Here is a 25,486-nt window from a genome sequence, read left to right on the forward strand (position 1 = left end):
GCCGTGCTCCCGACGGTCAGGACTGGACAAGTGGCCGCCAGAACTGTTCGGTTCCGCTGTCCCTGACGGTGTGGCCGAGTTCCTCGACGGCTCGGGTCAACTCGCGGACGTCGTACCCCGACTTGTGCTTCAGCGCTTCCTTGCGGGCGGTCAGTACGGCGTCCACCTCGGGGCGCAGGGCGCCCGAGCCGGGGCTCCACTTCTGGAACAGGTCGGCGTACGGGTCGCCGGCCTGCCAGGGGTAGCCGTGTGCGCGAAAGGCTGCGGCCAGTTGCCGGGCGGGGGCGGCGTGGGTGCCGCGGACGAGTTGGCGGGAGTCGTGGTCCAGGACGACCAGGGTCCTGCCGTCCAGGAACACGGCCGACACGTCGGCGCGGGCGTGGGACTCCCGCCCCCAGTGGTCGTGGACGGCCTCCAGCCGGGCATCGGTGAGTGTGACCGTCAGCGACTCCGAGAGGGAGACGAAGGCGAACCCCACTCCGACGACGAGGCCGCCGGCCATGAACGCGACGACCTGCCAGGTCTCCTCCACGGACGCGACGAACTCGGCAACCGTCCGCAGGGGCAGCTTCGACAAGCCGGTGATCTGTCTGGCCAGCACCGGCAGAAGTAATCCGACGACGGCGCCGGCCAGCGGCATACCCACGAGGATCAGGATTTTGTCGGAACGCGGATACCCGAGCACGGTGGCGGTGGATCCCCCGGTCGCGGAGGGTGTGCGGAACGTGTGGTCAGGGCGCTTGCTCTCCATGTTCCGCATGCTAGGTACGCCCGAGCGGCGCGGGACAGTAGCCAAAGGTCGATGAAACGAGCCGACCCGGGGGCATCGGTCACGCTGCCGCCCCTCGCCGGGGGCCGGAACGACGAGCGCGTCTGGGAAGCTGGGCGCATGACCCGCGAGGTGAGGTTCGAGCCCGGCTTGTACCGGGGCACCGCCGGCCACTACGACCGCTTCCGGCTCCCCTACCCCGACGCGATGATCACCGACCTCGTGCGCCGCGCGGCCCCCTCGGGACGCGGGCGCCTGCTCGATCTGGCCTGCGGCACCGGGCAGTTGACCTTTCCGCTGCGCGACCGGTTCGCGGACGTGTGGGCCGTGGACGCGGAACACGACATGACGGGCCTGGTCCGCGCCAAGGCGGTCGCCGTCGGCGCGTCCCACATCCGGGCGGTCACGGCCGGCGCCGAGGAGCTGCACGCCGAAGCGTCCAGCTGTGAACTGATCGTCATCGGCAACGCCTTCCACCGCCTCGACCGCGCCCGGGTCGCCCGGCACGCCCACACCTGGCTGGAGCCGGGCGGTCATCTCGCCCTGTGCTGGTCGAACTCCCCCTGGGTCGGCGACCAGCCCTGGCAACGGGTGCTCGACGCCCTGCTGCGCAGCTGGCAGGACGCCCTCGGCGCCGCCACCCGCGTCCCACCCGACTGGAACCGGTCACGGCAACAGGCCCCCGACCACCAGATCCTCTCCCGGGCCGGCTTCGAGCCCGTCGGGCGCCACGAGTTCACCGTCGAGCACCACTGGACGGTCCCCGAGCTCGCCGGTCACATCCGCTCGACGTCCTTCCTGCCGCCGTCGGTCCTGGGCGAGCACGCCGCCGACTTCGACACCACCCTCACCGCCGAACTGAGCGGCCACACACCCCTCGCCGAAGCGGTCAGCTTCGCCTACGACCTGTTCCGCAAACCGCCTTCGAAGGCCACCCCTGAGTGACGACGCCCTCGCAGGACAGCCTCGCTGGCCCTTGCTGCCGACTCCCATCCCGACCGCCCCGCCGACAAAGACGACGAACCCGGCCATCACCACATGCCGAGTCCACAGCCGCCCACCCCCGGGTCAACCACGGCCGAACACAGACAGACCGTCAGCGAGACGCGGCAACGAGCCGACGCCGGTACCGGACCCCGGGACGCCCGACCAGCACGATGTCCTCCACGGCTTTGAACTCGTTCCGCTCCAGTACGGTCCTGGACGCCACGTTGTCGACCGTGGTGACCGCCATGAGCCCGACCAACCCGTACTCCGCGACCGCCAACCGGCACACCTCCCCCACCGCAGCCGTGGCGACCCCCCGGCCCGCCGCACGCTCCCCGATCCGATAACCGAGCTCAGCGACCCCGCCCTCGACGTCCACGAGGTTCACCCGGCCTATGAGCTCCCCCTCGGCGTCCACCACCACATGAAAGTGACACACCCCTGCGTCCTGCTCCGCGAGCAGCGCCCCGATCCGGCTCCCGAACTCCTCAAAGTACGCATCCCCCCGATCCGTAATGGACCGCGCGAAGTACGCCCGATTCGCCGTCTCGAACCCGAGCAGAGCCTCCACATGCCCTGCCGCGAGCCGCTCCAACCGCACCGCTGACATACCCGAGCTCCTCCCCCGCCGACTGCTTGCCCGCCGAGGATAGGCACGGATCAACTCCTTCCGGACCTTGCCTCGTTATGGAAAGGCGTGTGCGCATCTGTATGTCAATGGGGTGCGTCGGGTGAGTCAGTGTCATCACGTGACGAAGTGAGCCGGTCATGATCGAGCAGCAGGGACGGGAGTCGGACCAGGCGTATGAGGTGCGGCGACGTCGGGTCGGGGTGGGCGGGTTCTTCGTGGGCGTCTGTGTGGCGCTCGGGTTCTTCGCGTTCTTTCCTGGGATGCCGCACGTCATCGACTGGGGGGCGATCGTGGTGGCCCTGGTGGTGGGGGTGGCGGTGCGGTGGGGGTGTCGGGGGTGGGTGAGGAAGAGGTAGCTGGTGGAACAGGGAGCCGCTTCGACACACCCGGGATCGGGGTGGTCGGGCGGGTCCGGGTGGTGGGGGACCCTACAGTCGCCTTTATGAACGGGCGTCTGATGGTGGACATCCTTGCCGTGGGCGCGCGGTTCTCGCTTGCGCTGTCCGGTGGGTGTGGGGTGTGGGCTCATGGGTTGGTCGGGGGGATGGGGGCAGGTGTGGAGGTCGCCACTGAGAGTGCGGTGGGGATGGGGGACGTGGTGGAGGCGGTGAGGGGTGGGCTCGGTGAGTTGGGGTGGCTCGTTCGGGTGGTGGATGTGGAGCCGTTGGCCGGGCGGATGGTCGTGACCGATCCGGGCACGGGTGAGGCGTGTGAGGTGAACGTGCTCAAGGAGGTGCTGTGGCGGGCGCCCGTACACACCGAGCACGGGCCGGCCGTCGCTCTGGAGGACCTCGTCGGGATCCGGGTGCGGGACCTCGTCGACGGAGGGCTCGCCCGGGAGCTCGTCGACGTGCGCGCGGGGGCCGAGTACTGGACCGCTCCCGAACTGGAGGAGCTGGGGCGCCGACACGCGCGGGACCTGTTCGATCTCGCCGACCTGCAGAGCCGCCTGGCCGCCGTGGAGTTGATCGACGACCGTGACTTCGCCGCCCTCGGCCTCGACGAGCCGGACATCGTCGCCCTGCGGCGGTGGGCGCAGGAGTGGGCGGACGACATCGCGGAACGGCTGGTGGAGGGGGAGGCACCCCCGCAGGACGAGTGACCGCCCCTCCCCTGCCCTGCTCGGTACCCTTGCCCGATGGTCGAAACCGCAGGTGAGCAGCAGATGAGCCTCGTGACCGCCCTGGTGCGCTCCGCGTTCCTGGTGAACGCCGTGTACGCCGACTCGAGCCGCGCCTACGGCCTCACCCCACAGCAGGGCAAACTCCTGTGCGTACTGATCCCGCAGCCCCTGGGCATGACCGAACTCGGTGAACTCCTCGGGCTGGCGAAGTCGAGCCTGACCGGTCTGGTGGACCGGACGATGCAGCGGGGACTGGTGCGAAGGGAGCCCGACCCCCGGGACGGGCGGGCGGTACGGGTCGGGCTGACGGACGAGGGGGCCGTACTGGCCAGGGAGTTCCACGACGAGACGTGCCGCCGCGTCGAGGCCCTCCCCGCCGGCCTCGGAGGCCCCGAGCGCGAGCAGCTCACCGCCCTCCTGACCCACGTCGTCCTCGCCAACAAGGTGCCCGAGGCGTTCCTCGGACCCGAGAACGGCCTCTAGCCGTCAGCTGGAATGGCAGTCACTTCGCACTGCCGTCAGCTCGCACTGCGATCTCCGCCGGGATCGGCAGCCGCCCACGGCCCGCCGTCGCCAACGTCAGCGTCACCCCGACCGACATCACGGCCATCACCGTCACCGCGGTCGCCGGCGAGGTCAGTTGGGCCACCGAACCTGCCACAGCCGCGCTCACCCCCTGCATCGTCAGCCTCCCCGCGGAGTCCAGCCCCAGCGAGTGACCGCGCAACTCCGCCGGTGTGAGGGCCACCAGGCGCTCCTGCTGGACCAGGCTCGCCCCGAAGCCCACCGAGGCCAGCACGGCGCACGACGCCGCCACCGGCGTGTCCGGGCGCAGCGCGAAGCAGGCGTACGGGGTGGCCAGGAGGAGCAGCAGCGGCACCACGAGACGGGACCGCACCTCCGGCGGGAGCAAGCGGCCGACGATCACGTCACCCACCAGCATGCCCAGCGCCGCGCAGGCGAACAGCGTGCCCGCGGCGCCGGGGTCGTAGGACACGAAGAGGGATTCGCAGCCGACGACCAGGCCGTTGGGGATCCACAGACCGAGATAGACCAGGCGGCGCGGGCGGGAGGACCACAGCAGGGCGTTGGCGCGCCAGGTCGCGGCAGCGGAGGGGCGGCCGGTGGCGCGGGGCGGGCGTGTGGTCAGGCCCAGGCGCAGGATCCCGGCGGACGTGGCGTACAGCAGGGCGGCCAGCAGCAGGGCCGCACGCGGGGAGAGGACGGCGACCAGGGCGCCGCCGATCGCGTAGCCGGTGATCTGCAGCAAGCCGTTCATCATGTTGAACAGCGATCGCCCCGTCAGATACCCCTCCGGCGGCAAAATCTCGGTCAACAGGCCCCAGCGGACCCCGCCGCCCAGCGCGCCGACCAGGCCCTGGGCGAGGACGACCGCGAACACCGCCCACAACGACAGGCCGGGCACCGCCAGGACGGCCGTACCCGCCGCGAACCACAGGGCGACGCCCGCCAGCGCCGTACGCGGGGGCAGCCGGTCGGCCCCCGACAGCAGGAAGGTCGCACCCAGCACCTGCGCGAGCGACGGGCCGAACATGCTCACCGCCGACAGCAGCGGCGAGTCCGTCGCCCGGTACACCAGCGTGCCGAGCGCCAGACCGCTCACCGTCTGGGCCGCGGTGTGGGCGGCGGAACTGAGGAAGAGGGGGGTGAACTCCGGGGTGCGGAAGAGTCCGCGGTAGCTGGACATGCGCCAAGGCTCGGGCGGGACGCGAGCGGTCGTTATTGTTTCGCACTGACGCGAAACGTCGTACGAGGAGCAGTCAGGAGAAGTCGTGGGCTGGTGGCAGATCAACGCCGACACGCTCGCCCGCAGCCGGTTCGTGCTCTCGCCGCTCACCGAGACCTTCGCGAGCCTGAAGCTGCTGCACGCGGGCACGGCCTCCCATCCCGGGGAGCGGGACTGGCTGCGGGCGCATCTGCCCGGCTATCGCGCGCGCCTGGCCGCCGATCCGGTCACCGCGCTGCTCGTGCGCGCCGGGCTCGGCAGGGACTGGATCGCCGACTTCCTCACACCGACGCCCCGGGACGGGGAGAGCTTCGAGGAGGGGGTCGCCCGGGTGCGGGCGACCCGCCCCGACGCGGCGCGGGCTCATCTGCGGGTCTCCCTGGCCGGTCCGCTGCCCGCCGCGCTGGAGCGCGACGACCTGCCCGAGCGGGCGGCCGCGCTCCTCGCGTACGTGTGGGGCGAGACCGTACGGCCGTACTGGGAGCGGCGACGGCGCATCCTGGAGGCCGATGTCGTCGCGCGGACCGCGCAGGTGAGCCGGGGCGGCTGGGCGGCCGTGCTGGACTCGCTGCGGCCGGGGACGCGCTGGCTGGGCGAGAACCGCTTCCAGGTCAATCTGCACGAGTATCCGCCGCGCGAGATCTCCGGCGCCGAGCTGCTGTTCGTGCCGGTCACCCCGCGGACCGGCTGGGTGTCGTGGGAGGAGTGGGACCGGTTCGCCGTCGTCTACCCCTGCGTGGGCGCCCTCGCCGAGGACCCCGCCCACCGGCCCGTCCCGGCGAGCCTGGGCGCTCTCCTGGGCCCGGCCCGGGCTGCGGTGCTGGTCCTGCTCGGCTCCCCGATGAGCACGACCCAGCTGGTCGCCGCCACCGGACAGGGCCTCGGCTCCGTCGGACGGCATCTGCGGGTCCTGCTGGACGCCGGGCTGGTGACCCGGCGCCGCGCGGGCCGCTCGGTGCTGTACTCCCGGACGGCGGCGGGCCAGGTCCTGGTGGAGGCGGGGGGCGGCCCCTCCGCGTCACCCGGCGGCGTTAGCATCCGCTCATGACTACTGACGCCACCTCCTCCCCCCTCGACGTCGAAATCGGCGCCCTCACGGGCGGTTCCGCCGACCTCCAGCAGTACGCGGGCAAGGCCGTGCTCATCGTGAACGTGGCTTCCAAGTGCGGGCTGACCCCGCAGTACTCGGGCCTGGAGCGGCTCCAGGAGCGGTACGCCGCCCAGGGCTTCACCGTGCTCGGCGTGCCCTGCAACCAGTTCCTCGGGCAGGAGCCGGGCACGGCCGAGGAGATCGCCGAGTTCTGCTCGGCGACGTACGGCGTGTCCTTCCCGCTGACCGAGAAGGTCGAGGTGAACGGCGAGGGCCGGCACGCGCTGTACGAGCGGCTGGTCGGCTTCGCCGACGCCGAGGGGCACACCGGGGACATCCGGTGGAACTTCGAGAAGTTCCTGGTCGGGCGGGACGGCAGGGTCGTCGCCCGGTTCTCCCCGCAAACCGAGCCGGAGTCCGCGGAGCTCGTCGCCGCCGTCGAGGGCCAGCTGGCGGCTTGACCCTGCCCCTGGGGCAAGGCGGAGCGTCCTTCTCACCGGGCGAAAGGACCGCCCGGTGACGGAGGATCACACCGTGGACGCAGACCTGCTCACCATCGGCGCGTTCGCCGCGCGGGCCCGGCTCTCGCCCAAGGCCCTGCGGCTGTACGACCGCCTCGGACTGCTGGACCCGGCGCACGTCGACGAGGCCAGCGGTTACCGCTACTACCGCGCGGACCAGGTGGAACGCGCCCGCCTGGTGGCGCTGCTGCGCCAGCTCGACATGCCCCTGGCCCGTATCGCCGGGGTGGTCGAGGCGGCCGACGGCGCCGAGGCCGCGGACCGGCTCACCGCCTACTGGGCGGACGTCGAGTCGCGGGTGGCGGGGCAGCGGACGCTCGCCGAGTACCTCCGTGGACGGCTGTCGGGGAGGAGCTCCGAGATGTACGGAAAGTTCGTGGTCGAGACGGTCGACGTACCCGAGCAGGTGGTGATCACCGAGACGCGGCACACGCTCGCGGACGAGCTGCCGGCGTGGATCGGGGCGTCGCTGGACCGGCTGGAGGAGGCGGCGCGCGAGTGCGGTGGGATCACCGCTGCGCCGTACGTCGTCTACCACTCCGAGGTGTCCATGGAGAGCGACGGCCCCGCCGAGGCGTGCGTACCGGTCGCCGACGAGGCGGCGGCACGGGCCTGGGTCGAGCGGCAGGGCCGGGGCCGGGAGACGAGGGTGCGGGTGGAGCCGGCACGACGGCTGGCGTACACCCGGATCACCAAGGCGCAGGTGGCCCACCCCCAGATCCTGGCGGCCTTCGAGGCGGTCGAGGAGTGGATGAAGGCGGAGGGACTGTCCGGCGACGGACCCTGCCGCGAGGTCTACTTCGCGGACTGGGGCGCGGCGGGGCCCGAGGACCCGGTGTGCGATGTGGCGTTCCCCGTGAGGCCGTGAATCAAGGCCTTCGAGGCCAGGTGGGGCTCGGCGGGCACGAGCCGAGCCCCCTCGGCAAGGACGGCGGGCTGGTCGAGAGGGCTCTGTCGGTACTGCGTATGAAGTTGTCGGCCTACGGTGGCTACGGCTTGACCGATGCCACGAACGCGCTCCACGCGTCGGCCGGGAAGGCCAGCACGGGACCCTGGGGGTCCTTGGAGTCGCGGACGGCCAGTGCTGAGAGGGTGGGTGACTTCACTTCGACGCATTCGCCGTTCCCGACGGAGTACGAGGACTTGGTCCACTCTTGCGTGGCACCGCGAAGAATTGCCATTTCTGCTCCGATGACTTGCCCGTTGTTGAGTGCGCTTTGCGCCAGCGTCGACGTGTTGCTGGCTTGATCGACGCTACTCGTCAACTCCCTCAAGCAGAGCAGTCATTCACTCGACCGGATGGCATATTCCATGCGGGTCTTCCCTTGGGGCCTGCCCAGGGTGTATTGTCCGGCACCTTCCGTCGCGATGCGGTCAGCGGGCGTACTCTTTCGCCAAGTTCCCAATGAACTGCCGGGTTTGGTCCGCATTCATGGCCTGTGCCCGCAGATGCTCGTACATGACGCTGTAGTTCTGCACATCGGGCGCCTTCTCCAGATACAGGTCACTGGTGACCCCCTCGATGTAGACGACGCTGGAGTCCGCCGTGTCCGGGAACTCGAGGATCGCGTACTGGCCGTTGAGACCCGGATGCGCGCCCACGTCGAACGGCAGCACCTGCACGGTGACATGGGGCAGCTGGGAGACCTCGGCGAGGTGCTCCAGCTGCTCGCGCATCAACTGCCGGTCCCCGACGACCCGGCGCAGCGCGGCCTCGTCCAGCACCGCCCACAGGCGCAGCGGGTTCTCCGCGGCGGAGACACGTTCCTGGCGGCGCATGCGCACCTGGACCCGTTTCTCGATCTCGGCCGTCGCCGTCTCCGGCAGCGCCCCGGTGATGACAGCCTCCGCGTACGCGCGGGTCTGGAGCAGCCCCGGCACGACCTGCGGGGCGAACACGCGCAGGCTCGCCGCGTCCGTCTCCAGGCCGATGTAGACGCTGTAGGGGATGTCCCCGAAGGTGTGCCACCAGCCCTGCTGGCGCGAGTCCTTGGCCATCTGCATCAGGGAGTCGATGATGCGGTGGTCCTCCACCTCGTAGACCCCGCAGAGATCGCGCACGTCACGCTGGCTGATGCTGCGGCGGCCGTTCTCCAGTCGGCTGATCTTCGACTGGGACACCAGCAGGCGCTCGGCCACTTCTTCGGCGGTCATGCCCTTGAGCTCACGGAGCCGACGCAGCTCCTGGCCCAGCCGGCGTCGCCTGACGGTGGGATTGACATTGGACGCCACGGGACGTGCACCTCCGGCTGCGTGCTCCACTTTGCGTATCTGCTGCTGAGCAGACTGCCACCAAGGCGCTTTCCACCGCTGGAAAACGGTCGATATGCAGCTGGTACACGCCAGTTCGCGGCGCGCCGGCCGCATGTGCACGAGGAGCGCACGACAGCGGCGGGCACGTCCGGACATGCGTCCGCGCGGGGTGGCGGGACCGGGTGCGTCCGAGGACGTACGGTCCACCACCCCGCGCGGGCCGCGGCGGCTCCCGAACGGGTCTTGCGGTTGTCGGCGGTTGCCGGTGTGTCGTGGGACTGCGGCTCAGTGGGCCACGACACGTGCCATGGGTCCTCGGCGCGGCTGCACCGGAACGCCACGCGCGGGTTCCGGAGCCGGCCTGGCGCCGGGGGCGGCCTGGCGGCCGGCCGGTGCCGGACGGCGTGGCTGGGCCGCCGCGCCGTTCTGGACGTCCATCACGGCGTGCGCGACGAGCCCGCCCATGGGGTCGTGCCGGATCAGGTCCCGCAACCGGGATCGGGACGAGCGTCCTTCGTTCCCCGGGTACAGGTGCTTGCCGAGACCGACCGCGTGGGCCAGGGCGGCCAGCGCCGCGGTCCGCGGGTCCGGCGGTACGCCGGTGCGGATCGCGGAGTCCAGCCGGGCCCTGATCTCCCGGCTGATGTCGGTGTCCGTCGCCTGGTAGCGAGTCGTCGGCAGCACTCCGCACATCTGGCCCGCCACGGCATGCACCATGCCGCACCGCTCCAGATGCGAGAGGTAGGTCTGGCGGAGCCCCAGTCGTGGCCCGCCGATCCAGTGGACGGCCCGTACGGGAGCGCCACGCCTTCGCAGCAACTCCAACGCGCAGTCCAGTGTTGGATCTCCAGTCGGCCGTGGGGACACCACGGCGATACGATCCCCGTCTGGGGCTATCCGTCCGGCCAGCGCCAGCTCCACTAGCTGTGCTCCGGCCAGACCAAGGTCGAGCGACTGCGGCTGTGCAGTGGTACCCGTGGTCGGGTCCAATGCCAGCAACAGAAGCTCCTCCGGAATGGTTCTGCGGCTCCTGCCCATCCATGCCTCCCCGCGTGGATGAATGACAGGGTGACCCCTCTCACATTGGTCTGTCGAGGGTGCGTGACCTGTTTGTGAGGGAACCGGTAGGTATGTCGTTCTCGTCTACCGCAGGGGCCAAGTCCTCACACAGGACACTGGTACATGGTTCGGACAACGCGCAGTGGCGGTGTTCCGGGCGGCGGTTCACGGTTCGGCAGGCGCACGGAGGCCGTGCGGCACATGGAGGAGGCATCGGTGGCGGGCGAGTCCCCCGACAGGTCGAAGCAGCGCGAGTCGTCGGCAGAACCGACGTCGGGGAGCGCGAGTCCGGTTCCCGAGGCCAGGTCCAAAGCGCGCGACCCACGCCTCCCGGCAACCCGGGAGGGCGGCACGGGCTCCCGAGGGGGCGTGGACACGGCGACCCGTGTGTTCTCCGTACGGAGGTCGGAGACCGGGGACGTCGAAAGCGCCGAGGACGACTCGGCCGAGGCGACGGCCGAGGCCGAGACCCCGGAGGACACCGAGGGCTCGGCGCAGGACCCGGCCCCGACCGATTCCGAGTCCCGCGAGAGCGCCGAGGACGCCGAGGACGCCGAGGACGCCGCCAACGACACCACCGGGGACGCCCGTCTGCGCGCCGCCGTGGCCGCCTGGGTCCAGACCGCCGAGGACAAGCCCCCGACGCAGCCCGACTCCAGCGAAACGGTTACGCAGCCCCCCGCGAAGCCGGCCCGCGCCTCCAAGGACGCCCCGAAGAGCAGTCAGGACGCCGAGGAAGCCGGGAAGACCGAGCACGCCTCTGCGGGTTCCCCGGACGCCGAGGCACCCGAGCAGGACGCCGGGACGGCCACGAAGGACGCGCAGGACGCTGCGGGCGCCGCGAAGCCCAAGCGCACCTCTCCGAAGGCCGAGACGGGCACGCGGGACGCCGAGCAGGACGCTGGGAGCGCCGAGAAGGCCGAGCAGGACGCTGCGGGCGACAAGAAGGCCGAACGCGCCTCTACGGCCTCCGCAGGCTCCCAGGCGGGCAAGCGGGGCCCTGCGGGCGCCCGTGAGGCCAAGCGGGCCTCTGCGGGCGCTCAGGGCGCTGCTGGTGCCGTTGGGGCGGCGGGTGGCCGGGGTGGTGACGACACCAAGGGCGCCCCGGAGGCGCAGGATGCCGACGAGGCGGCCGGAGCGGGTGCCCGCGGTGAGGAAGACTCGGGCTCCGACACCGCCGAGGACCGCACGGACGTGGACGCGGCTTCCGAGGCCGCCCCCGGCGCTGACAGCGACACCGACGAGTCGGCCCCGAAGGCGACCGGTGGTTCCCTGAAGGCCGGCGCCGCCGCGAAGGCGGGCTCGGAAGGCGACGCCCAGCCCAAGCGCGGCACGAAGGGCGAGACCGACTCCGCGACGAGCTCCAGCACCGCGAAGGCCGACCCGGAGCCCGCCGAAACGGAGAGCCCCGCGAAGGCGGACGCCGAACCCACCGACACCAAGCCCGCCGACTCAAAGACCCCCGCAAAGGCGGACCCCCGCGTCGGCACAGACGCGCCCGCGAAGGCGGACGCCAAGCCCAGCGCCGCCGCCTCCGCAAAGGCCGGTGCCAAGCCCGACGCCGACGCCAAGCCCAGCGCCGACACCCCCGCGAAGGCCGACGCCAAGCCCGAAGCCGACGCCAAGCCCGACACCGACACCGACGACTCCCCCACCGCACCCCCCGTCGACCAGCCCACCGCCGTCTTCAAGGCGCCGCGGGCTGCCAAGCCGGCGGTTGATCAGCCGACGACCATGCTGAAGCTGGGGGACGCGGCCAGGGCCGGGCAGAAGAGTGATCGGAAGCCCGAAGGCAAGACCGCCGAGGACAAGGTCGAGGACAAGAAGCCCGGCGCCACCGAGGCCGATGTCGAGGACAAGAAGCCCGGCGCCACCGAGGCCGATGTCGAGGACAAGAAGCCCGGTGCCACCGAGGCCGATGTCGAGGACAAGAAGCCCGGCGCCACCGAGGCCGATGTCGAGCGGACCAGTAAGTTCGTCGCGCTGAAGCCGTTGGACGATCCGTCGACGCGGAAGCCGCCGCCCGCGGACGCGACGACGGCGCTGCCGAGGGTCAAGCCGGCGGACGCCACCAGCCCCGTCCCGCAGCTCGGCACGGAGCGGACGACGCAGCAGCCGTTGCCGCCGAAGCCGCCGCTGGACCTGCTGGCGGAGCTGACGAACACGCCGCCGCCTCCGGAGACCCCGCTCAGGACGACCGTCCGCCGGGTGAAGATCTGGACGCCGATCGTCCTCCTGCTCGTGGTCGTCTTTGCGATCGTGCAGGCCGTACGACCGCTGCCCACCCCCTCCCTCGTCCTCACCGCGGAGGAGTCGTACACCTTCAAGGGCGACAAGGTCTCCCTGCCGTGGCCGAACGAGGGCCAGGGCTGGATGGACGTCAACGGCATCGGCAACGTCGACGGCTTCGGCGAGCAGAAGCCGGTCGCCATCGGCTCCGTCGCCAAGGCCATGACCGCGTACGTCGTGCTGAAGGACCACCCGCTGAAGCAGGGCACGGAGGGCCCGTCCATCACCATCGACGCCCTCGCCGAGAAGGAAGGCGGCTACGACAAGTACGACGAGTCGACCGTCAACACGGTCAAGGAGGGCGACAAGTACACCCTCAAGCAGGCCCTCTCCGCGGTCATGATCCCCTCGGCGAACAACATCGCCCGGCTCCTCGCCCGCTGGGACGCGGGCAACGAGGCGGCGTTCATCAAGAAGATGAACGCCACCGCCCGGGAGCTCGGGATGAAGCACACGAAGTACACCGATGCCTCCGGGCTGAAGGAGACCACCGTCTCCACCGCCGAGGACCAGGTGAAGCTCGGCCACGAGCTGGTGAAGATCCCGGCCCTGATGGACATCACCAAGCAGCCGAACTGGGTCGACCCGACCGGCTTCAAGTGGCGCAACTACAACGACCTGGTCCCCTACAACAACGCCATCGGCATCAAGACCGGCTCCACCAGCAAGGCCGGCGGCAACCTGCTCTTCGCCGCCACCAAGGAGGTCGGCGGCGAGACCGTGACCCTGGTCGGCGCGATCCTCGCCCAGCACAACGCGGTCTCGATCATCGACCAGGTCAACAAGGTCAGCAAGACCGCGATGCTCGCCACCCAGGACGCGCTGACCTCGGCGAAGATCCTCAAGAAGGGCGATGTCGTCGGGTACGTCGACGACCAGCTCGGCAACCGGACCCCCGTGGTCGTGACCAAGGACGTCAGCGCCGTCGGCTGGGCCGGGCTGAAGGTGAAGCTGTCCTTCGCCACCGACGACGTACCGCACACCGCGAAGGCCGGCACGAAGGTGGGCTCGCTCACGGTCGGCGACGGCACCGGTGACGCGGTGAAGGTTCCGGTCGCACTCCAGAAGGACCTGGCCGAACCGGGCTTCACGGACAAGCTGACCCGCGTCGGCTGACGCACGCGACACGACAGGTCACGACTCGTCACGGTCACCTCACGGCCGTACCGGCGGCGCCCGCCGGTGGAGCGCGATATCAGGCGCTCCACCGGGGGGCCGCGTGCTAGCGTCCCGAAACGGGACAGGTCGCCGGACGCGTACAACGCGGCCGTGAAGCGCGAGCGAACGAGGTGCGGCCGAGAACAGAAGACGGGACACGGGGAGCGCCTACAGGTGGCCACTGCGGAGCCGACACGCACCGACGACACGGGTCCGGGCCGGGGTACCGGCCCGCGAATAAAGCTGCCCGCGTCAGCGGGGCGTGACGGCGGGTCGTCCAGATTCGCGGCCCGCGCGGCCGCCCTGCGCGAGTGGATCGGGCTGCACCCGGTCCTCTTCGTCACCGGTCTCGCCGGCGCCCTCCACATCGCCTGGTTCTTCACGTTCGCGAACAGTGGCGGTGACCTCGCCGCGCAGGACGCGTGGGCCGAGTTCGTGGGCCGCTACCCCGACTCCGCGTACAACCTCGCCTGGTACGGCGGCATGCACGCGGTGTCGTACAGCATGGTGTCGCCGTATCTGATGTCCGTCCTGGGCGTCCGTACGACGATGATGATCGCGGGGACGGTCTCCGCGGCCCTGCTGATGCTGATCCTGGTGCGCTGCCGGCCGGTGCGGAACCCGCTGTGGCCCGCGCTCGCCGGTGTCTTCGCCTTCCTGTGCAACGCCATATCGGGACGGGTCACGTTCGGCCTGGGCACGGCGTTCGCGCTGGGCGCGGTCGCCGTCGTGTTCTGCTGGCCGCACCGCTGGCGCTACAAACGGTGGGCGAAGGCGCTGTGCGCCGCGCCGCTGGCCGCGCTGGCCACGATGTCGTCGCCGGTCGCGGGCCTGTTCGTGGGTCTGGTGGCGGCCGCGCTGTTCCTGCAGAAGCGACGTCCCGGGGCGTGGGCCCTGGGCCTGGGCCCGACGGCGGTCGTCGCGGTGTCGGCGCTGGCGTTCCCCTTCTCGGGCACCCAGCCGATGGGCTTCGGGTCCACCGTCCTCCCGCTGCTGTTCTCGGTGGTCATCTACATGGTGGTGCCCCGGGACTGGAAGACCGTACGGATCACGGCCGCGGTCTACGGTCTGTCGGTGCTGTTGGTGTGGCTGATCAGCTCGCAGATCGGGTCGAACATCACCCGGTTGCCGATGCTGTTCGCCGGGGTGGTGCTGATGGCGGCGCTGCCGTTCGCGGTGCCGCGCACCCGCAAGTGGTACGTGATCGTGCTGGCGATGGCCACGTTCGCCGGTTGGATCGGCTTCAAGTCGGTCGACGACATAATCCACACGACCCCGGCCGCGGGCTGGGCGCGCGAGCTCGCGCCGCTCGTGAACGAGCTTCAGGAGGTCGGCGCGGAGAAGGGCCGGGTCGAGGTCGTGCCCGCCCGTTCCCACCGTGAGGCCTCCGCGCTCGCGCCGTACGTCAACCTGGCCCGCGGCTGGAACCGCCAGGCCGACATGGAGCGCAACCCGCTCTTCTACGACGACACGCTCAACTCTGCGAACTACCACGACTGGCTGAAGCGGTGGGCCGTGCACTTCGTGGTGCTGCCCAAGGACGAGCCGGACCCGGGCGGCGCGGAGCGCGAGCGGGAGCTGGTCCAGCGGGGCATGCCGTATCTGAAGCAGATCTGGGGCGACGCGAACTGGCAGCTGTTCCGGGTGACCGATCCGACGTCCCTGGCGGAGCCGAACACGGTCGTGGAGCGGGCCGGGCAGACCGAGGTGACGATGAAGGTGGCCAAGCCGGGCCGCATCCTCATCCGCATCCCGTACTCGCCGTGGCTGAGCGTCGTCGACGCCAAGGGCAAGAAGCTCAAGCCGCCGCAGGAGACGCAGGAGTCCAAGGACGCCCCCGAGGGCACGCCGAAGACGTACGACAACCCCAACGGCTGCCTGATGGAGACCGAGGAGGACGCCAAGGGCGACAAGTGGACGATGCTGGTCGCGCCGAAGGCGGGCACGTACCGGCTGGCGGCGCCCTACGGTCTGCCCCGGGGCACTCCGTGTCCGGACGAGCTGAAGTGATCAGCGCAGCTCGGCCACGTACCGGTCCGTTCCCGGCACCGTCGGGATGAACGGTGCCACCAGCTCCACCCGCCCGAGGCCCGACTCCGCGACGGCCGCGTCCAGGCCCGTGAAGGCGTTTCCCCAGCACTCCCTGGGGTCGGTCTCCAGGAACCACAGCAGGGTCAGGCGGGTGTCGACACCCTCGACCTGCTTGACGTAGGTCATGCGGTCGCCGGGCAGGGGCGTCGGGCGGAAGACCGTGACCATCGCGGCCGGGGAACCGGCGAGGCGCTCGGGCAGGTGCCGGGAGCGCAGCCACTCCAGGAGTTCGGCGCGCTGCTCGGCCGAGTCGGCGTCGATCACCTCGACGACCAGCCCGGCGTACGGGTGGTCGAGGGCGTGGAAGTCGCGGGGGCCGGCGGCGCCGTCGCGGTACACGGTGGCCTCGTGGTCCTGGAACGCCGTGAAGACGTGGGTGCGGTCCTGGTAGACGCGGGCGTCCCGGTTGAGGCGCGTGTTGATGGCGACCGTCCACCGCATGTGGTCGTCGTAGCGGCCGGACGTGATCCAGTACGTCGAGATGTAGCAGCCGGCGGTGACGGGCTGGGCGATCGCCGACTTCTCCGGGTAGCGCAGATGTTGCAGCTCGCGGGTGGCCACCCAGCGGCGGCCGGCGTACATCCAGGGCATGGCCATCGCGCCGGCGTAGTAGTGGTCGTCCTCGTACCAGCGGTTGTAGGCGTACTCGTGGCCGGGATGCGGTTCGACCATGGTGATCAGGGCATGGCCGGGGTGGACGCCGTAGGGGCCTACGGCGGCCAGTTCGGCGTACGTCTTGCTGCGGGTCTCCTCGCTCATGCGTCTTCCCCTTCCGTCCGCCTGCGGTCGCCCATACTCTGACGGCCCGTCAGATATTGCGCCATACCCCGGGAGGTCCGGATGTCACTGCTCACCGGCAAGACCGTCGTCGTCTCGGGAGTCGGCGCCGGGCTCGGACACCAGGTCGCGGCCGCCGTCGTACGGGACGGCGGGAACGCGGTGCTCGGGGCGCGGACCGAGGCGAACCTCGCCAAGAGCGCCGCCGAGATCGACCCGGACGGCGCCCACACGGCGTACCGGGCGACCGACATCACCGACGAGGGACAGTGCGAGGCGCTGGCGGCGCTGGCCCGGGAGCGGTTCGGCGGCATCGACGCGGTGGTCCAGGTGGCCGCGTGGGACAGCTACTTCGGCGGAGTGGAGGACGCGGACTTCGCGACCTGGCAGTCGGTGATCGACGTGAACCTGCTGGGCTCGCTGCGGATGACGCGGGCGTGCCTGCCGGCGCTGAAGTCGGGCGGGGGCGGCGCGGTGGTCTTCATCGGCACGCAGTCGGCCGTAGCGGCCCCCTCCCAGGTGCGGCAGGCGGCGTACGCGGCGTCCAAGGGGGCGCTGACCAGCACGATGTACTCCCTGGCGCGCGAGCTCGGGCCGCACCGGATCCGGGTCAACACGGTGCTGCCCGGCTGGATGTGGGGCCCGCCGGTGCGGGCGTACGTGCAGTTCGCGGCGCAGTCGGAGGGGGTCGGGGAGGCCGACGTACTGGGGCGGCTCACCGAGCGGATGGCGCTGCCGGACCTGGCGACCGACGGGGACGTGGCGGACGCGGCGGTGTTCCTGGCGTCGGACCGGGCGCGGGCGATCACGGGGCAGTCGCTGCTCGTCAACGCGGGGGAGCTGATGCGCTGAGAGGGGCTCTTTTCAGCCACTCCGTGTTGTTCACATGGATGAACCAGGGTCAGTAAGCCGAACATTTTTACTTGCCCTTGACCATCCCTCTCCTTGTCGTGCCCACGCAACCCCACCCAGGATGAGCGGGCACTTCGCCGCCTCCCTCGCCCCTACCCCGCTCGTGCGAAGTGCCAACCAGCTGAGCGGAGTTCACAAGGCGGACCCTGGAAGGGGGCACCATGAACGGTCTCGACTGGACCGTGCTCATCGGCTACTTCGGCGTGATGGTCGCGATCGGCGTCTGGTCGCACAAGCGGGTCGACAACGTCAGCGACTTCTTCACCGCGGGCGGCAAGATGCCGTGGTGGCTCTCCGGCATCTCGCACCACATGTCGGGCTACAGCGCGGTGATGTTCACGGGGTACGCCGGCATCGCCTACACCTACGGCGTCACCTCGTTCGTGACGTGGTCCTTCCCCATCGCCCTCGGCATCGCCATCGGCTCCAAGCTGTTCGCGCCCCGCATCAACCGGCTGCGCTCCCGGCTGCACGTGGCGTCTCCGCTGGAGTACCTGAAGAACCGGTACGACCTGAAGACCCAGCAGGCGCTGGCCTGGTCCGGGATGCTGCTGAAGATCGTGGACGTGGGCGCGAAGTGGGCGGCGATCGCGACGCTGCTGTCCGTCTTCACCGGCATCTCGCTCAACCAGGGCATCCTCATCACCGGCGCGATCACCGCCGTCTACTGCACGATCGGCGGCCTGTGGGCGGACGCGCTGACCGAACTCGGCCAGTTCGTCATCCAGTTGCTGGCCGGAATCGCGATGTTCATCGCGGTGGTGCTGAAGCTCGACGACAAGGGCCTCAGCATCAGCAGCGCCTGGGACGAGCCGGCGCTCCAGGGCCACGACAAGCCGCTCGTCGCCCAGTACGGCACGGTGTTCCTGATGGCCTTCCTGTTCATCAAGCTCTTCGAGTACAACGGCGGCATGCTCAACCAGGCCCAGCGCTACATGGCCACGGCCGGTCCGAAGGAGGCCGAGCGCTCGGCGCGACTGTCGGCGGTGCTGTGGCTGGTCTGGCCGCTGGTGCTGTTCTTCCCGATGTGGATGTCGCCGCTGCTGGTCACGTCGAAGAAGCCGGACGGCTCGGACTCGTACGCCCTGATGACCGAACAGCTCCTCCCGCACGGCCTGTTGGGCCTCGTCATCGTCGGCTTCTTCTCCCACACGATGGCGATGTGCTCCTCCGACGCCAACGCCATCGCGGCCGTGTTCACCCGGGACTGCGCGCCGGTGGTGTGGCGCAGGGCGCGGGCGTGGAGCGAGGGACAGGGGCTGCGGGTCGCCCGGATCACGACCGTCGTCTTCCTCGGCCTGTCGATGGCGGCGGCCACCCAGGTCAACTCCCCGGCGTTCAAGGACATCATCACCGTCGTCATCAAGTGGGTCGCCGGTCTGATGGGCCCGATGGCCATCCCGATGATGCTGGGCCTGCTCCGCCCGTTCCGCCGCTCCGGGCCGACGGCGGCGCTGACCAGCTGGTCGATGGGCCTGCTCGCCTTCTGGCTGGTCAACTACCCCATCAACTGGAACGTCGACGGCGGTGTCCCGCTCCAGTACCAGGTGTCGATCCCGCTCGCCGTGTCGCTGGTCCTGTACATCCTCGTCGGCTTCCTCAAGCCGGAGGACACACCGGAGCGGCTCGCGATCATCGAGCGGATCAACTCGGACGGGGACGGCGACGGTTTCGGCGCGGCCGCGGTCCCGACGCCGGCGGAGCCGGTGGACCAGGTGGTGCGGGCCCGGGCGAAGGACTGAGACGCGCGACTACGAAGACACGGCAGGGGCGGTCACGGAGGTGGCCGCCCTTTCCCCTTTCCCCCTGCCCCGGCTCAAGCGCGCGGGTACCGGGCGAGCCACCCCGGCGCGGACCCCGCCGGGCCGTGCAGCGCGGGCCCCTGGGTCATCTCCATCGCGAAGTCGTCGGCCAGTTCCAGAATCGTCGGACGGCCCTCCAGTTCGACCAGCCAGGCCGGCGGGAGGGCCGTTTCGCCGTGGAGGGCGCCGAGGAGGCCGCCGGTCAGGGCGGCGGTCGCGGCCGAGGGACCGGCGTGGTTCACGGCCAGGCGCAGGCCGTGGCGGACCTCCTCCGCGACGAGGGAGCAGTACACGGCGGCGGCGAGCACGGTCTCCGCCTTACCGGCCCCGGCCAGCTCGGCCACCCGGTCAGGCGTCGGAATCCCCTGCCGTACCGCGCCCAGCGCGTGCTGCAGCGCGTCCGACACGGGCTGGTGGCCGGGCCGCGCACCGAGCAGTGCGAGCGCCCGCTGCACGGCGCCGTCGAGACTGTCGCCACGAGCGAGGGCGTGCACGATCACGGCGTACGCGCCGGCCGACAGGCAGGCGACGGGGTGCCCGTGGGTCTGCGCGGCGCACTCCACGGCGAGCTGTACGACCAGTTGCGGCTCCCAGCCGACGAGCAGCCCGAAAGGAGCGGAACGGGCGACCACCTCGGGGCCCGCCTCGCCGGGGTTCTTCGGCGCCTCCAGCGTGCCCATCGTCGCGTCGCCGAGCCCCAGCAGCAGCGCGCGGCCCGGATCCCGGCGGGCGTACAGCCACTCCTCGCGCGCCAGCCAGCCGTCTTCCTTACGGCGCTCGTCCGGCCCCCAGTCGCTCTGGGTGGCCGCCCACCGCAGATACGCCCGGTGCAGATCCGTCGGCGGGTGCCAGGCACCGGTGTCCCGGCGCACCTGGGCGCGGATCAGCCCGTCCACGCTGAACAGGGTGAGCTGCGTGAGGTGCGTGACCGCCCCGCGTCTCCCGTACGCGGGCGCCAGATCCACGACCCCCTCGGCCCCGTGCGCCTCCCGGATCGCGTCCACCCCCAGCCCGTCGACCGGCGCCCCGAGCGCATCCCCGAGGGCGGCCCCCAGCAGGGTGCCCCGCACCCGGCTCCGAAAGTCCTGCTGCTCGGTACGGCCCCAGACGGCGCCGTCGGTCGCACCCACCAAGACCTCCCCAGGCACCGTCCGTATGTACGACAGCCAGCACTGTAATCGAACGGGAACGGCTGGTTCAGGGGGAGAATCGGTGCGCGAAGTGTGGGTCGGGTGAGCCCCGGGATCACCTGTCAGCCGTACCAGGGGAACGCCGCAGACGTAGGGGGTGAGGGCGCCCCCAGGTCCCGTGCGTCTCGGGAGTTGGCGGGTTTGTGCCACGTAGGGAAGCCGATGTCTTGGCCGGGCGGAGCTTGCGGTGGCGCACATCCACCAATCCACCCCTCTTCACGATTCCGGGGTGGCGGTTCTTGTGGGTTCAGGGCGGGAACGGGACGGGCATGGTCACATCAAAATTGCGGGGGATTTCGCTCGCTGTCACGCTGCTCACGGGCACGGTCGCCCTCTACATGGTTCTCGTCGCCTTCGGGAACATCACCGATTTCGGGACGAATCAGCAGTTCGTGCGGCACGTGTTGGCGATGGACACGACGTTCAAGGACGACGACCTGATGTGGCGGGCGATCACCAGCAAGGGATTACAGGACGCCGCGTACGTCGCGATCATCGTGTGGGAGACCGTCGCCGCGCTGGTCCTCGGCTACGGGACCTGGCTGTGGGCGCGGCGGGATCACCAGCAGGCCCGGCGTGTGTCGACGTACGGGCTGTTGATGGTGATGTTGCTGTTCGGGGCCGGGTTCATCGCGATCGGTGGGGAGTGGTTCGCGATGTGGCAGTCGGAGGACTGGAACGGGCTGGACGCGGCGATGCGGGTCTTCCTGCTCAGCGGGGTGGTGCTGATCGTCACCCACCTGCCGTTCGGGCAGACGGACGCTACTTGACGACCCTGACCTGCGTCCCCTCCGTACCGAACGCCCACAGCGCCGTCCCGTCCGCCTTGGGCATGCGGATGCCGCCCGTCTGCTTACCGCCGGAGGCGGGCGGCGGGGACGAGCCGTCGACCGCGTTGGAGAAGGCGATGTTGATGCCGGACTTGGCGGTGAAGTAGATGATGTGCTCGATCTGGACGCCGTCGGAGCCGGTGGTGGCGTCCTTGCGGGTGTAGACCGAGTACTTGCCCGGGTCGGGGCTGACCGTGCCCGCCCAGACGGTGAACGTGCGGCGTGCGGCGTCGCTGGCGTCGACCAGCCAGACCCGGTGCTGTGCGAGGGAGTAGACGATACGGCGGCCCGTGCCCGAGGCGTTCGGTACGGCGGGCGGCGCCGACTCCTTGGGTGCCGCCGACCCCTTGGGCGCCGGTTTCGACGCGCTGGGGCGGGCCGCCGTGGCCGTGGGGTGCGGGCCTCCGTCGGCCTGCACTGCCAGGAACGCGACCGCGACGATCGCGCCGGCCGTCAGGCCGGTGACCCAGGCCCACGAGGGCAGTCGGGCAGACACGGGTGCGCCTCTCCTCAGTCTCCGACCCCCTGAGAAGGGGGTCGGATCATCGTACTGTGGGTCGGCTGTCTGGCGGACTCCGTCCAGGTCGGTCCGGTACGGATCAGTCCGGTCGAATCAGGCCGGTCCGGGTCAGGCCGGTCCGGGTCAGGCCGGTCCGGGTCAGGCCGGTCCGGGTCAGGCCGGTCCGGGTCAGGCCGGTCCCGGTCAGTCCAGTACCGGGAGCAGCTCCGGCAAGTGTCCGTCCGACGCCGTCGCCGCCCGCCGGCGCTCCTCCGACACCTCCCCGTACAGCGTCGTACGCGGCCTCGCCGGGCGGCCCGCCGCGTCCGCGACCGCGATCAGGTCCTTGACCGACTTGTACGAGCCGTAGGAGGAGCCCGCCATGCGGGAGATCGTCTCCTCCATGAGGGTCCCGCCGAGATCGTTCGCGCCGGAGCGCAGCATCTCCGCCGCGCCCTCCGTGCCCAGCTTGACCCAGCTGGTCTGGATGTTGGGGATGTGCGGGTGGAGCAGGAGCCGGGCCATCGCCGTCACCGCCCGGTTGTCCCGCATGGTCGGGCCGGGCCGGGAGATGCCCGCCAGGTACACCGGCGCGTTGGTGTGGATGAAGGGGAGCGTCACGAACTCCGTGAAGCCGCCCGTCCGTTGCTGGATGCCGGCGAGGGTCCTGAAGTGGCCCAGCCAGTGGCGGGGCTGGTCCACATGCCCGTACATCATCGTCGAGGACGAGCGGATGCCCAGCTCGTGGGCCGTCGTGACGACCTCGATCCAGGTCGCCGTGGGCAGCTTGCCCTTGGTCAGGATCCAGCGGACCTCGTCGTCGAGGATCTCGGCGGCGGTCCCGGGGATGGAGTCCAGGCCCGCCTCCTTCGCGGCCGTCAACCACTCGCGGATGGACATGCCCGTACGGGTCGCGCCGTTCACCACCTCCATCGGGGAGAAGGCGTGGACGTGCATGCCGGGTACGCGGGACTTCACCGCCTTCGCGATGTCGAAGTACGCCGTCCCGGGCAGGTCGGGGTGGATGCCGCCCTGCATGCAGACCTCCACCGCGCCGACGTCCCACGCCTGCTGGGCCCGGTCGGCGACCTGGTCCAGCGACAGCGTGTACGCGTCGGCGTCCGTGCGGCGCTGGGCGAAGGCGCAGAAGCGGCAGCCGGTGTAGCAGACGTTGGTGAAGTTGATGTTCCGGGTGACGATGTACGTGACGTCGTCGCCGACGGCCGACTTGCGCACCTCGTCCGCCACCGCGCACAACGCGTCCAGCGCCGGTCCGTCCGCGTGCAGCAGGGCGAGGGCCTCGTCGTCGGTCAGCCGGGTCGGATCGTCGGCCGCGACCCGCAGGGCCTGCCGTACGTCCGTGTCGATGCGCTCCGGTGCCATGCCGGGGGCGGCCGCCTCGCGCAGGGCGGCCCAGTCGCCGTACACCTCGTCGAAGTCGTCGCGGCGGTCGGACGTACGGCCCTCGGTGTCGATGGTGGTGTGCAGGTCCGTACGGCCGGACGCGACGAACCCCTCCTCCGGCTCCTGCCAGGGGTGGCCCTCGACGACCGCGTCCTCGCGGGCCAGGCCCGTCTCGGGGTCCGCGAGCGCCCGGACGTGGGGCAGCAGCCGCGGGTCCAGCCAGGGTTCGCCGCGCCGGACGAACTCGGGGTAGGCGCAGAGACGTTCCCGCAGGGAGAAGCCGGCGGCCGCCGAACGTACGGCGAGCTCCTCGATCTGCGGCCACGGGCGCTCGGGGTTGACGTGGTCGATGGTGAGCGGGGAGACGCCGCCCCAGTCGTCGATGCCGGCGTGGATGAGGCGCTCGTACTCGGAGTCCACGAGGTTGGGCGGGGCCTGCAGGCAGGCGCTCGGGCCCATGATGTGGCGGGCGACGGCCACCGTGGCGACCAGCTCGTCGAGTTCCGCGTCCGGCATGCCGCGCATCGCGGTGTCCGGCTTGGCGCGGAAGTTCTGGATGATGAGTTCCTGGATGCCGTGGTAGGCCCTCGACACCTTCCGCAGCGCGAACAGGGACTCCGCGCGCTCCTCGTACGTCTCGCCGATCCCGATCAGGATCCCCGAGGTGAAAGGTACGGAGGAGCGGCCGGCGTCCTCCAGGACGCGCAGGCGTACGGCGGGTTCCTTGTCCGGGGAGCCGTAGTGCGGGCCCCCGGGCTCGGACCACAGCCGGGTCGCGGTGGTCTCCAGCATCATGCCCATGCTCGGCGCGACCGGCTTCAGGCGCTGGAAGTCGGTCCAGCTCATCACACCCGGGTTGAGGTGCGGCAGCAGGCCCGTCTCCTCCAGGATCCGGATGGAGATGGCCCGGACGTAGGCGATCGTGTCGTCGTAGCCGTGCGCGTCGAGCCACTCGCGCGCCTCCGGCCAGCGGTCCTCCGGCTTGTCGCCGAGGGTGATGAGGGCTTCCTTGCAGCCGAGGGCGGCGCCCTTGCGGGCGATGTCCAGCACCTCGTCCGGGGACATGAACATCCCGTGCCCCTCGCGCCGCAGCTTGCCGGGCACGGTGACGAAGGTGCAGTAGTGGCACTTGTCCCGGCACAGCCGGGTCAGGGGGATGAAGACACTCTTCGAGTAGGTGATGACGCCGGGCCGGCCGGCCGCCTCCAGGCCAGCGTCCCGCACCCGGGCGGCGGACGCGACGAGGTCGTCGAGGGCCTCGCCGCGCGCCTGGAGGAGCACCGCCGCCTCGTCGACATCGAGGGCGACGCCGTCCCGGGCGCGTTTGAGGGCGCGACGCATGGAGTTCTCGGTCGGGCCGGTGCCGCCGGGGTGGTCGGTGGGGCCGGTTCCGGAGGTCGCGGAAGTCGTCATCCTTCGAGGATACGTAGCCGCTGCTCAGCGGCCGGAGGGGCGGCCCGGTTCGTCCCGGGCAGCCGCTCGTTACACGGTGTCACTGTTGCCGGGCAGGTACGGCGCGAAGCCGTCCAGCAGCTTCAGCACCTCCGCCTCCCCCGCCGGCGGCAGCTGCACCACGGCCTCCTCGATGCCCAGCTCGGCGTAGTACGCGAGCTTGCCCGGGGACGGGTGGACGGCGTACGGCACGACCTGGAGGGCGGCCGGGTCGCGGCCCGCGTCGGCCCAGGCGGCGCGCAGCACCGGCAGCGACTCCGACAGGCCCCGCCCGCCGATGGGCAGCCACCCGTCGGCGTACTCGCTGATGTGCGCGAACAGCTTGGGGCCGGCGGCCCCGCCGATGAGGGTGCGCGGTCCGACGACGGGCCCGCGCGGCTTCTGTACGGGCTTGGGGTACGCGGAGCTGGCCCGCACGCTGCCGAACTCGCCCTCGTACGCGGTGGGTTCCTCGCTCCACAGCGCCCGCATGAGCGCCATCCGGTCCCGGACCAGCTCGCGGCGCGTACGCCACTCCACGCCGTGGTCGGCGGCCTCCTCGACGTTCCAGCCGTAGCCGAGGCCGAGGGTGAGGCGGCCGCCGGAGAGATGGTCGACCGTCGCGATCTGCTTGGCGAGGTCGATCGGGTCGTGCTGGGCGACGAGCGTGATGCCGGTGCCGAGGCCGAGCCGTTCGGTCACCGCGGCGGCCTGCCCGAGCGCGACGAAGGGGTCGAGCGTACGGCCGTACTCGCGCGGCAGCTCGCCGCCCGCCGGGTACGGGGTGGTCCGCTCGACCGGGATGTGGGTGTGTTCGGGCAGGTACAGCCCGGCGAACCCCCGCTGCTCCAGCTCACGGGCGAGCCGGGTGGGGGTGATCGTCTCGTCGGTGAGGAAGATCGTCACGGAGATGCGCATGCCTC

The 25,486-nt window shown here is 71.0% G+C and carries 23 protein-coding genes; 12 read left to right on the forward strand and 11 right to left on the reverse strand.

The genetic code is table 11. The features are described from left to right. Positions 1 to 16 precede the first annotated feature (16 nt). Entirely contained in the window at positions 17 to 751 is a 735-nt protein-coding gene (locus tag ACGFNV_RS13145) for a hypothetical protein (RefSeq protein WP_393621950.1), read from the reverse strand. Between the two features lie 138 nt (positions 752 to 889). Between ACGFNV_RS13145 and ACGFNV_RS13150 the strand changes: the two genes are divergently transcribed. Further along, positions 890 to 1,714, forward strand: a complete 825-nt coding sequence (locus ACGFNV_RS13150) for a class I SAM-dependent methyltransferase (RefSeq protein WP_393621952.1) — start codon at positions 890 to 892, stop codon at positions 1,712 to 1,714. Positions 1,715 to 1,865: 151 nt separating this feature from the next. On the opposite strand, the gene ACGFNV_RS13155 is transcribed toward ACGFNV_RS13150, so the two are convergent. Beyond that, positions 1,866 to 2,366, reverse strand: a complete 501-nt coding sequence (locus ACGFNV_RS13155; protein ID WP_393621953.1) for a GNAT family N-acetyltransferase — start codon at positions 2,364 to 2,366, stop codon at positions 1,866 to 1,868. Between the two features lie 158 nt (positions 2,367 to 2,524). On the opposite strand from ACGFNV_RS13155, the gene ACGFNV_RS13160 reads away from it, so the two are divergent. The 3 genes from ACGFNV_RS13160 to ACGFNV_RS13170 all read left to right on the forward strand — a co-directional run bounded on the left by ACGFNV_RS13160 (position 2,525) and on the right by ACGFNV_RS13170 (position 3,993). Then, a complete protein-coding gene (locus ACGFNV_RS13160; protein ID WP_393621955.1) occupies positions 2,525 to 2,743 on the forward strand; it encodes a hypothetical protein in 219 nt (72 codons plus the stop codon). Positions 2,744 to 2,829: 86 nt separating this feature from the next. Beyond that, entirely contained in the window at positions 2,830 to 3,489 is a 660-nt protein-coding gene (locus tag ACGFNV_RS13165; RefSeq protein ID WP_393621957.1) for a hypothetical protein, read from the forward strand. A gap of 63 nt (positions 3,490 to 3,552) precedes the next feature. After that, the gene (locus ACGFNV_RS13170; RefSeq protein WP_393622508.1) at positions 3,553 to 3,993 is read left to right on the forward strand and encodes a MarR family winged helix-turn-helix transcriptional regulator; all 441 of its coding nucleotides are present in this window, start codon (positions 3,553 to 3,555) and stop codon (positions 3,991 to 3,993) included. 19 nt (positions 3,994 to 4,012) lie between these two features. Here ACGFNV_RS13170 and ACGFNV_RS13175 read toward each other — a convergent pair whose 3' ends face one another. Beyond that, on the reverse strand, positions 4,013 to 5,218 hold the full coding sequence (locus ACGFNV_RS13175; RefSeq protein WP_393621959.1) for an MFS transporter: 1,206 nt from the start codon (positions 5,216 to 5,218) through the stop codon (positions 4,013 to 4,015). An 85-nt stretch (positions 5,219 to 5,303) separates the two neighbouring features. Between ACGFNV_RS13175 and ACGFNV_RS13180 the strand changes: the two genes are divergently transcribed. From ACGFNV_RS13180 to ACGFNV_RS13190, 3 genes are read left to right on the forward strand one after another with little or no spacing between them, the layout of a single operon-like run. Continuing rightward, on the forward strand, positions 5,304 to 6,305 hold the full coding sequence (locus ACGFNV_RS13180; RefSeq protein WP_393621961.1) for an ArsR/SmtB family transcription factor: 1,002 nt from the start codon (positions 5,304 to 5,306) through the stop codon (positions 6,303 to 6,305). After that, the gene (locus ACGFNV_RS13185; RefSeq protein ID WP_393621963.1) at positions 6,302 to 6,808 is read left to right on the forward strand and encodes a glutathione peroxidase; all 507 of its coding nucleotides are present in this window, start codon (positions 6,302 to 6,304) and stop codon (positions 6,806 to 6,808) included. The genes ACGFNV_RS13180 and ACGFNV_RS13185 overlap by 4 nt, the downstream gene beginning before the upstream one ends. Positions 6,809 to 6,863: 55 nt before the next feature. Further along, complete coding sequence (locus tag ACGFNV_RS13190; protein WP_393621965.1) at positions 6,864 to 7,736, forward strand: MerR family transcriptional regulator; 873 nt, start codon at positions 6,864 to 6,866, stop codon at positions 7,734 to 7,736. A 121-nt stretch (positions 7,737 to 7,857) separates the two neighbouring features. Here ACGFNV_RS13190 and ACGFNV_RS13195 read toward each other — a convergent pair whose 3' ends face one another. The 3 genes from ACGFNV_RS13195 to ACGFNV_RS13205 all read right to left on the reverse strand — a co-directional run bounded on the left by ACGFNV_RS13195 (position 7,858) and on the right by ACGFNV_RS13205 (position 10,159). Continuing rightward, positions 7,858 to 8,049, reverse strand: coding sequence for a DUF397 domain-containing protein (locus tag ACGFNV_RS13195; protein WP_393621967.1), 192 nt, complete (start codon positions 8,047 to 8,049; stop codon positions 7,858 to 7,860). Positions 8,050 to 8,242: 193 nt separating this feature from the next. Further along, positions 8,243 to 9,100, reverse strand: a complete 858-nt coding sequence (locus ACGFNV_RS13200) for a helix-turn-helix domain-containing protein (protein ID WP_393621969.1) — start codon at positions 9,098 to 9,100, stop codon at positions 8,243 to 8,245. A gap of 306 nt (positions 9,101 to 9,406) precedes the next feature. After that, complete coding sequence (locus tag ACGFNV_RS13205) at positions 9,407 to 10,159, reverse strand: GPP34 family phosphoprotein (protein ID WP_393621971.1); 753 nt, start codon at positions 10,157 to 10,159, stop codon at positions 9,407 to 9,409. 390 nt (positions 10,160 to 10,549) lie between these two features. On the opposite strand from ACGFNV_RS13205, the gene ACGFNV_RS13210 reads away from it, so the two are divergent. Together ACGFNV_RS13210 and ACGFNV_RS13215 are read left to right on the forward strand one after the other, a co-directional pair. Further along, the gene (locus ACGFNV_RS13210) at positions 10,550 to 13,585 is read left to right on the forward strand and encodes a D-alanyl-D-alanine carboxypeptidase (RefSeq protein WP_393621972.1); all 3,036 of its coding nucleotides are present in this window, start codon (positions 10,550 to 10,552) and stop codon (positions 13,583 to 13,585) included. A gap of 216 nt (positions 13,586 to 13,801) precedes the next feature. Further along, positions 13,802 to 15,637 (forward strand): MFS transporter, encoded by a 1,836-nt coding sequence (locus ACGFNV_RS13215; protein WP_393621974.1) that lies wholly within the window; start codon positions 13,802 to 13,804, stop codon positions 15,635 to 15,637. Here ACGFNV_RS13215 and ACGFNV_RS13220 read toward each other — a convergent pair whose 3' ends face one another. Continuing rightward, a complete protein-coding gene (locus ACGFNV_RS13220; RefSeq protein WP_393621976.1) occupies positions 15,638 to 16,477 on the reverse strand; it encodes a hypothetical protein in 840 nt (279 codons plus the stop codon). Positions 16,478 to 16,558: 81 nt separating this feature from the next. Here ACGFNV_RS13220 and ACGFNV_RS13225 point away from each other — a divergent pair, with 81 nt between their 5' ends. Then, positions 16,559 to 17,347, forward strand: a complete 789-nt coding sequence (locus tag ACGFNV_RS13225) for an SDR family oxidoreductase (RefSeq protein ID WP_393621977.1) — start codon at positions 16,559 to 16,561, stop codon at positions 17,345 to 17,347. 221 nt (positions 17,348 to 17,568) lie between these two features. Beyond that, positions 17,569 to 19,149 (forward strand): sodium:solute symporter family protein, encoded by a 1,581-nt coding sequence (locus ACGFNV_RS13230; RefSeq protein ID WP_393621979.1) that lies wholly within the window; start codon positions 17,569 to 17,571, stop codon positions 19,147 to 19,149. A 74-nt stretch (positions 19,150 to 19,223) separates the two neighbouring features. Here the strand turns inward: ACGFNV_RS13230 and ACGFNV_RS13235 are convergent, their stop codons facing one another. Next, positions 19,224 to 20,339: an ADP-ribosylglycohydrolase family protein gene (locus tag ACGFNV_RS13235; protein WP_393621981.1), complete on the reverse strand. Its 1,116-nt coding sequence runs from the start codon at positions 20,337 to 20,339 to the stop codon at positions 19,224 to 19,226. A 329-nt stretch (positions 20,340 to 20,668) separates the two neighbouring features. Here ACGFNV_RS13235 and ACGFNV_RS13240 point away from each other — a divergent pair, with 329 nt between their 5' ends. Then, positions 20,669 to 21,169: a DUF2165 domain-containing protein gene (locus ACGFNV_RS13240; RefSeq protein ID WP_393621983.1), complete on the forward strand. Its 501-nt coding sequence runs from the start codon at positions 20,669 to 20,671 to the stop codon at positions 21,167 to 21,169. Here ACGFNV_RS13240 and ACGFNV_RS13245 read toward each other — a convergent pair. The 3 genes from ACGFNV_RS13245 to ACGFNV_RS13255 form a co-directional block, all read right to left on the reverse strand. Beyond that, positions 21,162 to 21,725 carry a hypothetical protein gene (locus ACGFNV_RS13245; protein WP_393621985.1) on the reverse strand — a complete coding sequence of 188 codons (564 nt, stop codon included), beginning with the start codon at positions 21,723 to 21,725 and terminating at the stop codon, positions 21,162 to 21,164. The genes ACGFNV_RS13240 and ACGFNV_RS13245 overlap by 8 nt on opposite strands. 207 nt (positions 21,726 to 21,932) lie before the next feature. Next, the gene (locus tag ACGFNV_RS13250; protein ID WP_393621987.1) at positions 21,933 to 24,545 is read right to left on the reverse strand and encodes a bifunctional FO biosynthesis protein CofGH; all 2,613 of its coding nucleotides are present in this window, start codon (positions 24,543 to 24,545) and stop codon (positions 21,933 to 21,935) included. Positions 24,546 to 24,614: 69 nt separating this feature from the next. Continuing rightward, positions 24,615 to 25,481 carry an LLM class F420-dependent oxidoreductase gene (locus ACGFNV_RS13255; RefSeq protein ID WP_393621989.1) on the reverse strand — a complete coding sequence of 289 codons (867 nt, stop codon included), beginning with the start codon at positions 25,479 to 25,481 and terminating at the stop codon, positions 24,615 to 24,617. Between the last annotated feature and the right edge of the window lie 5 nt (positions 25,482 to 25,486).

Source organism: Streptomyces sp. NPDC048751 (assembly GCF_043198595.1).
Classification (GTDB): Bacteria; Actinomycetota; Actinomycetes; order Streptomycetales; family Streptomycetaceae; genus Streptomyces.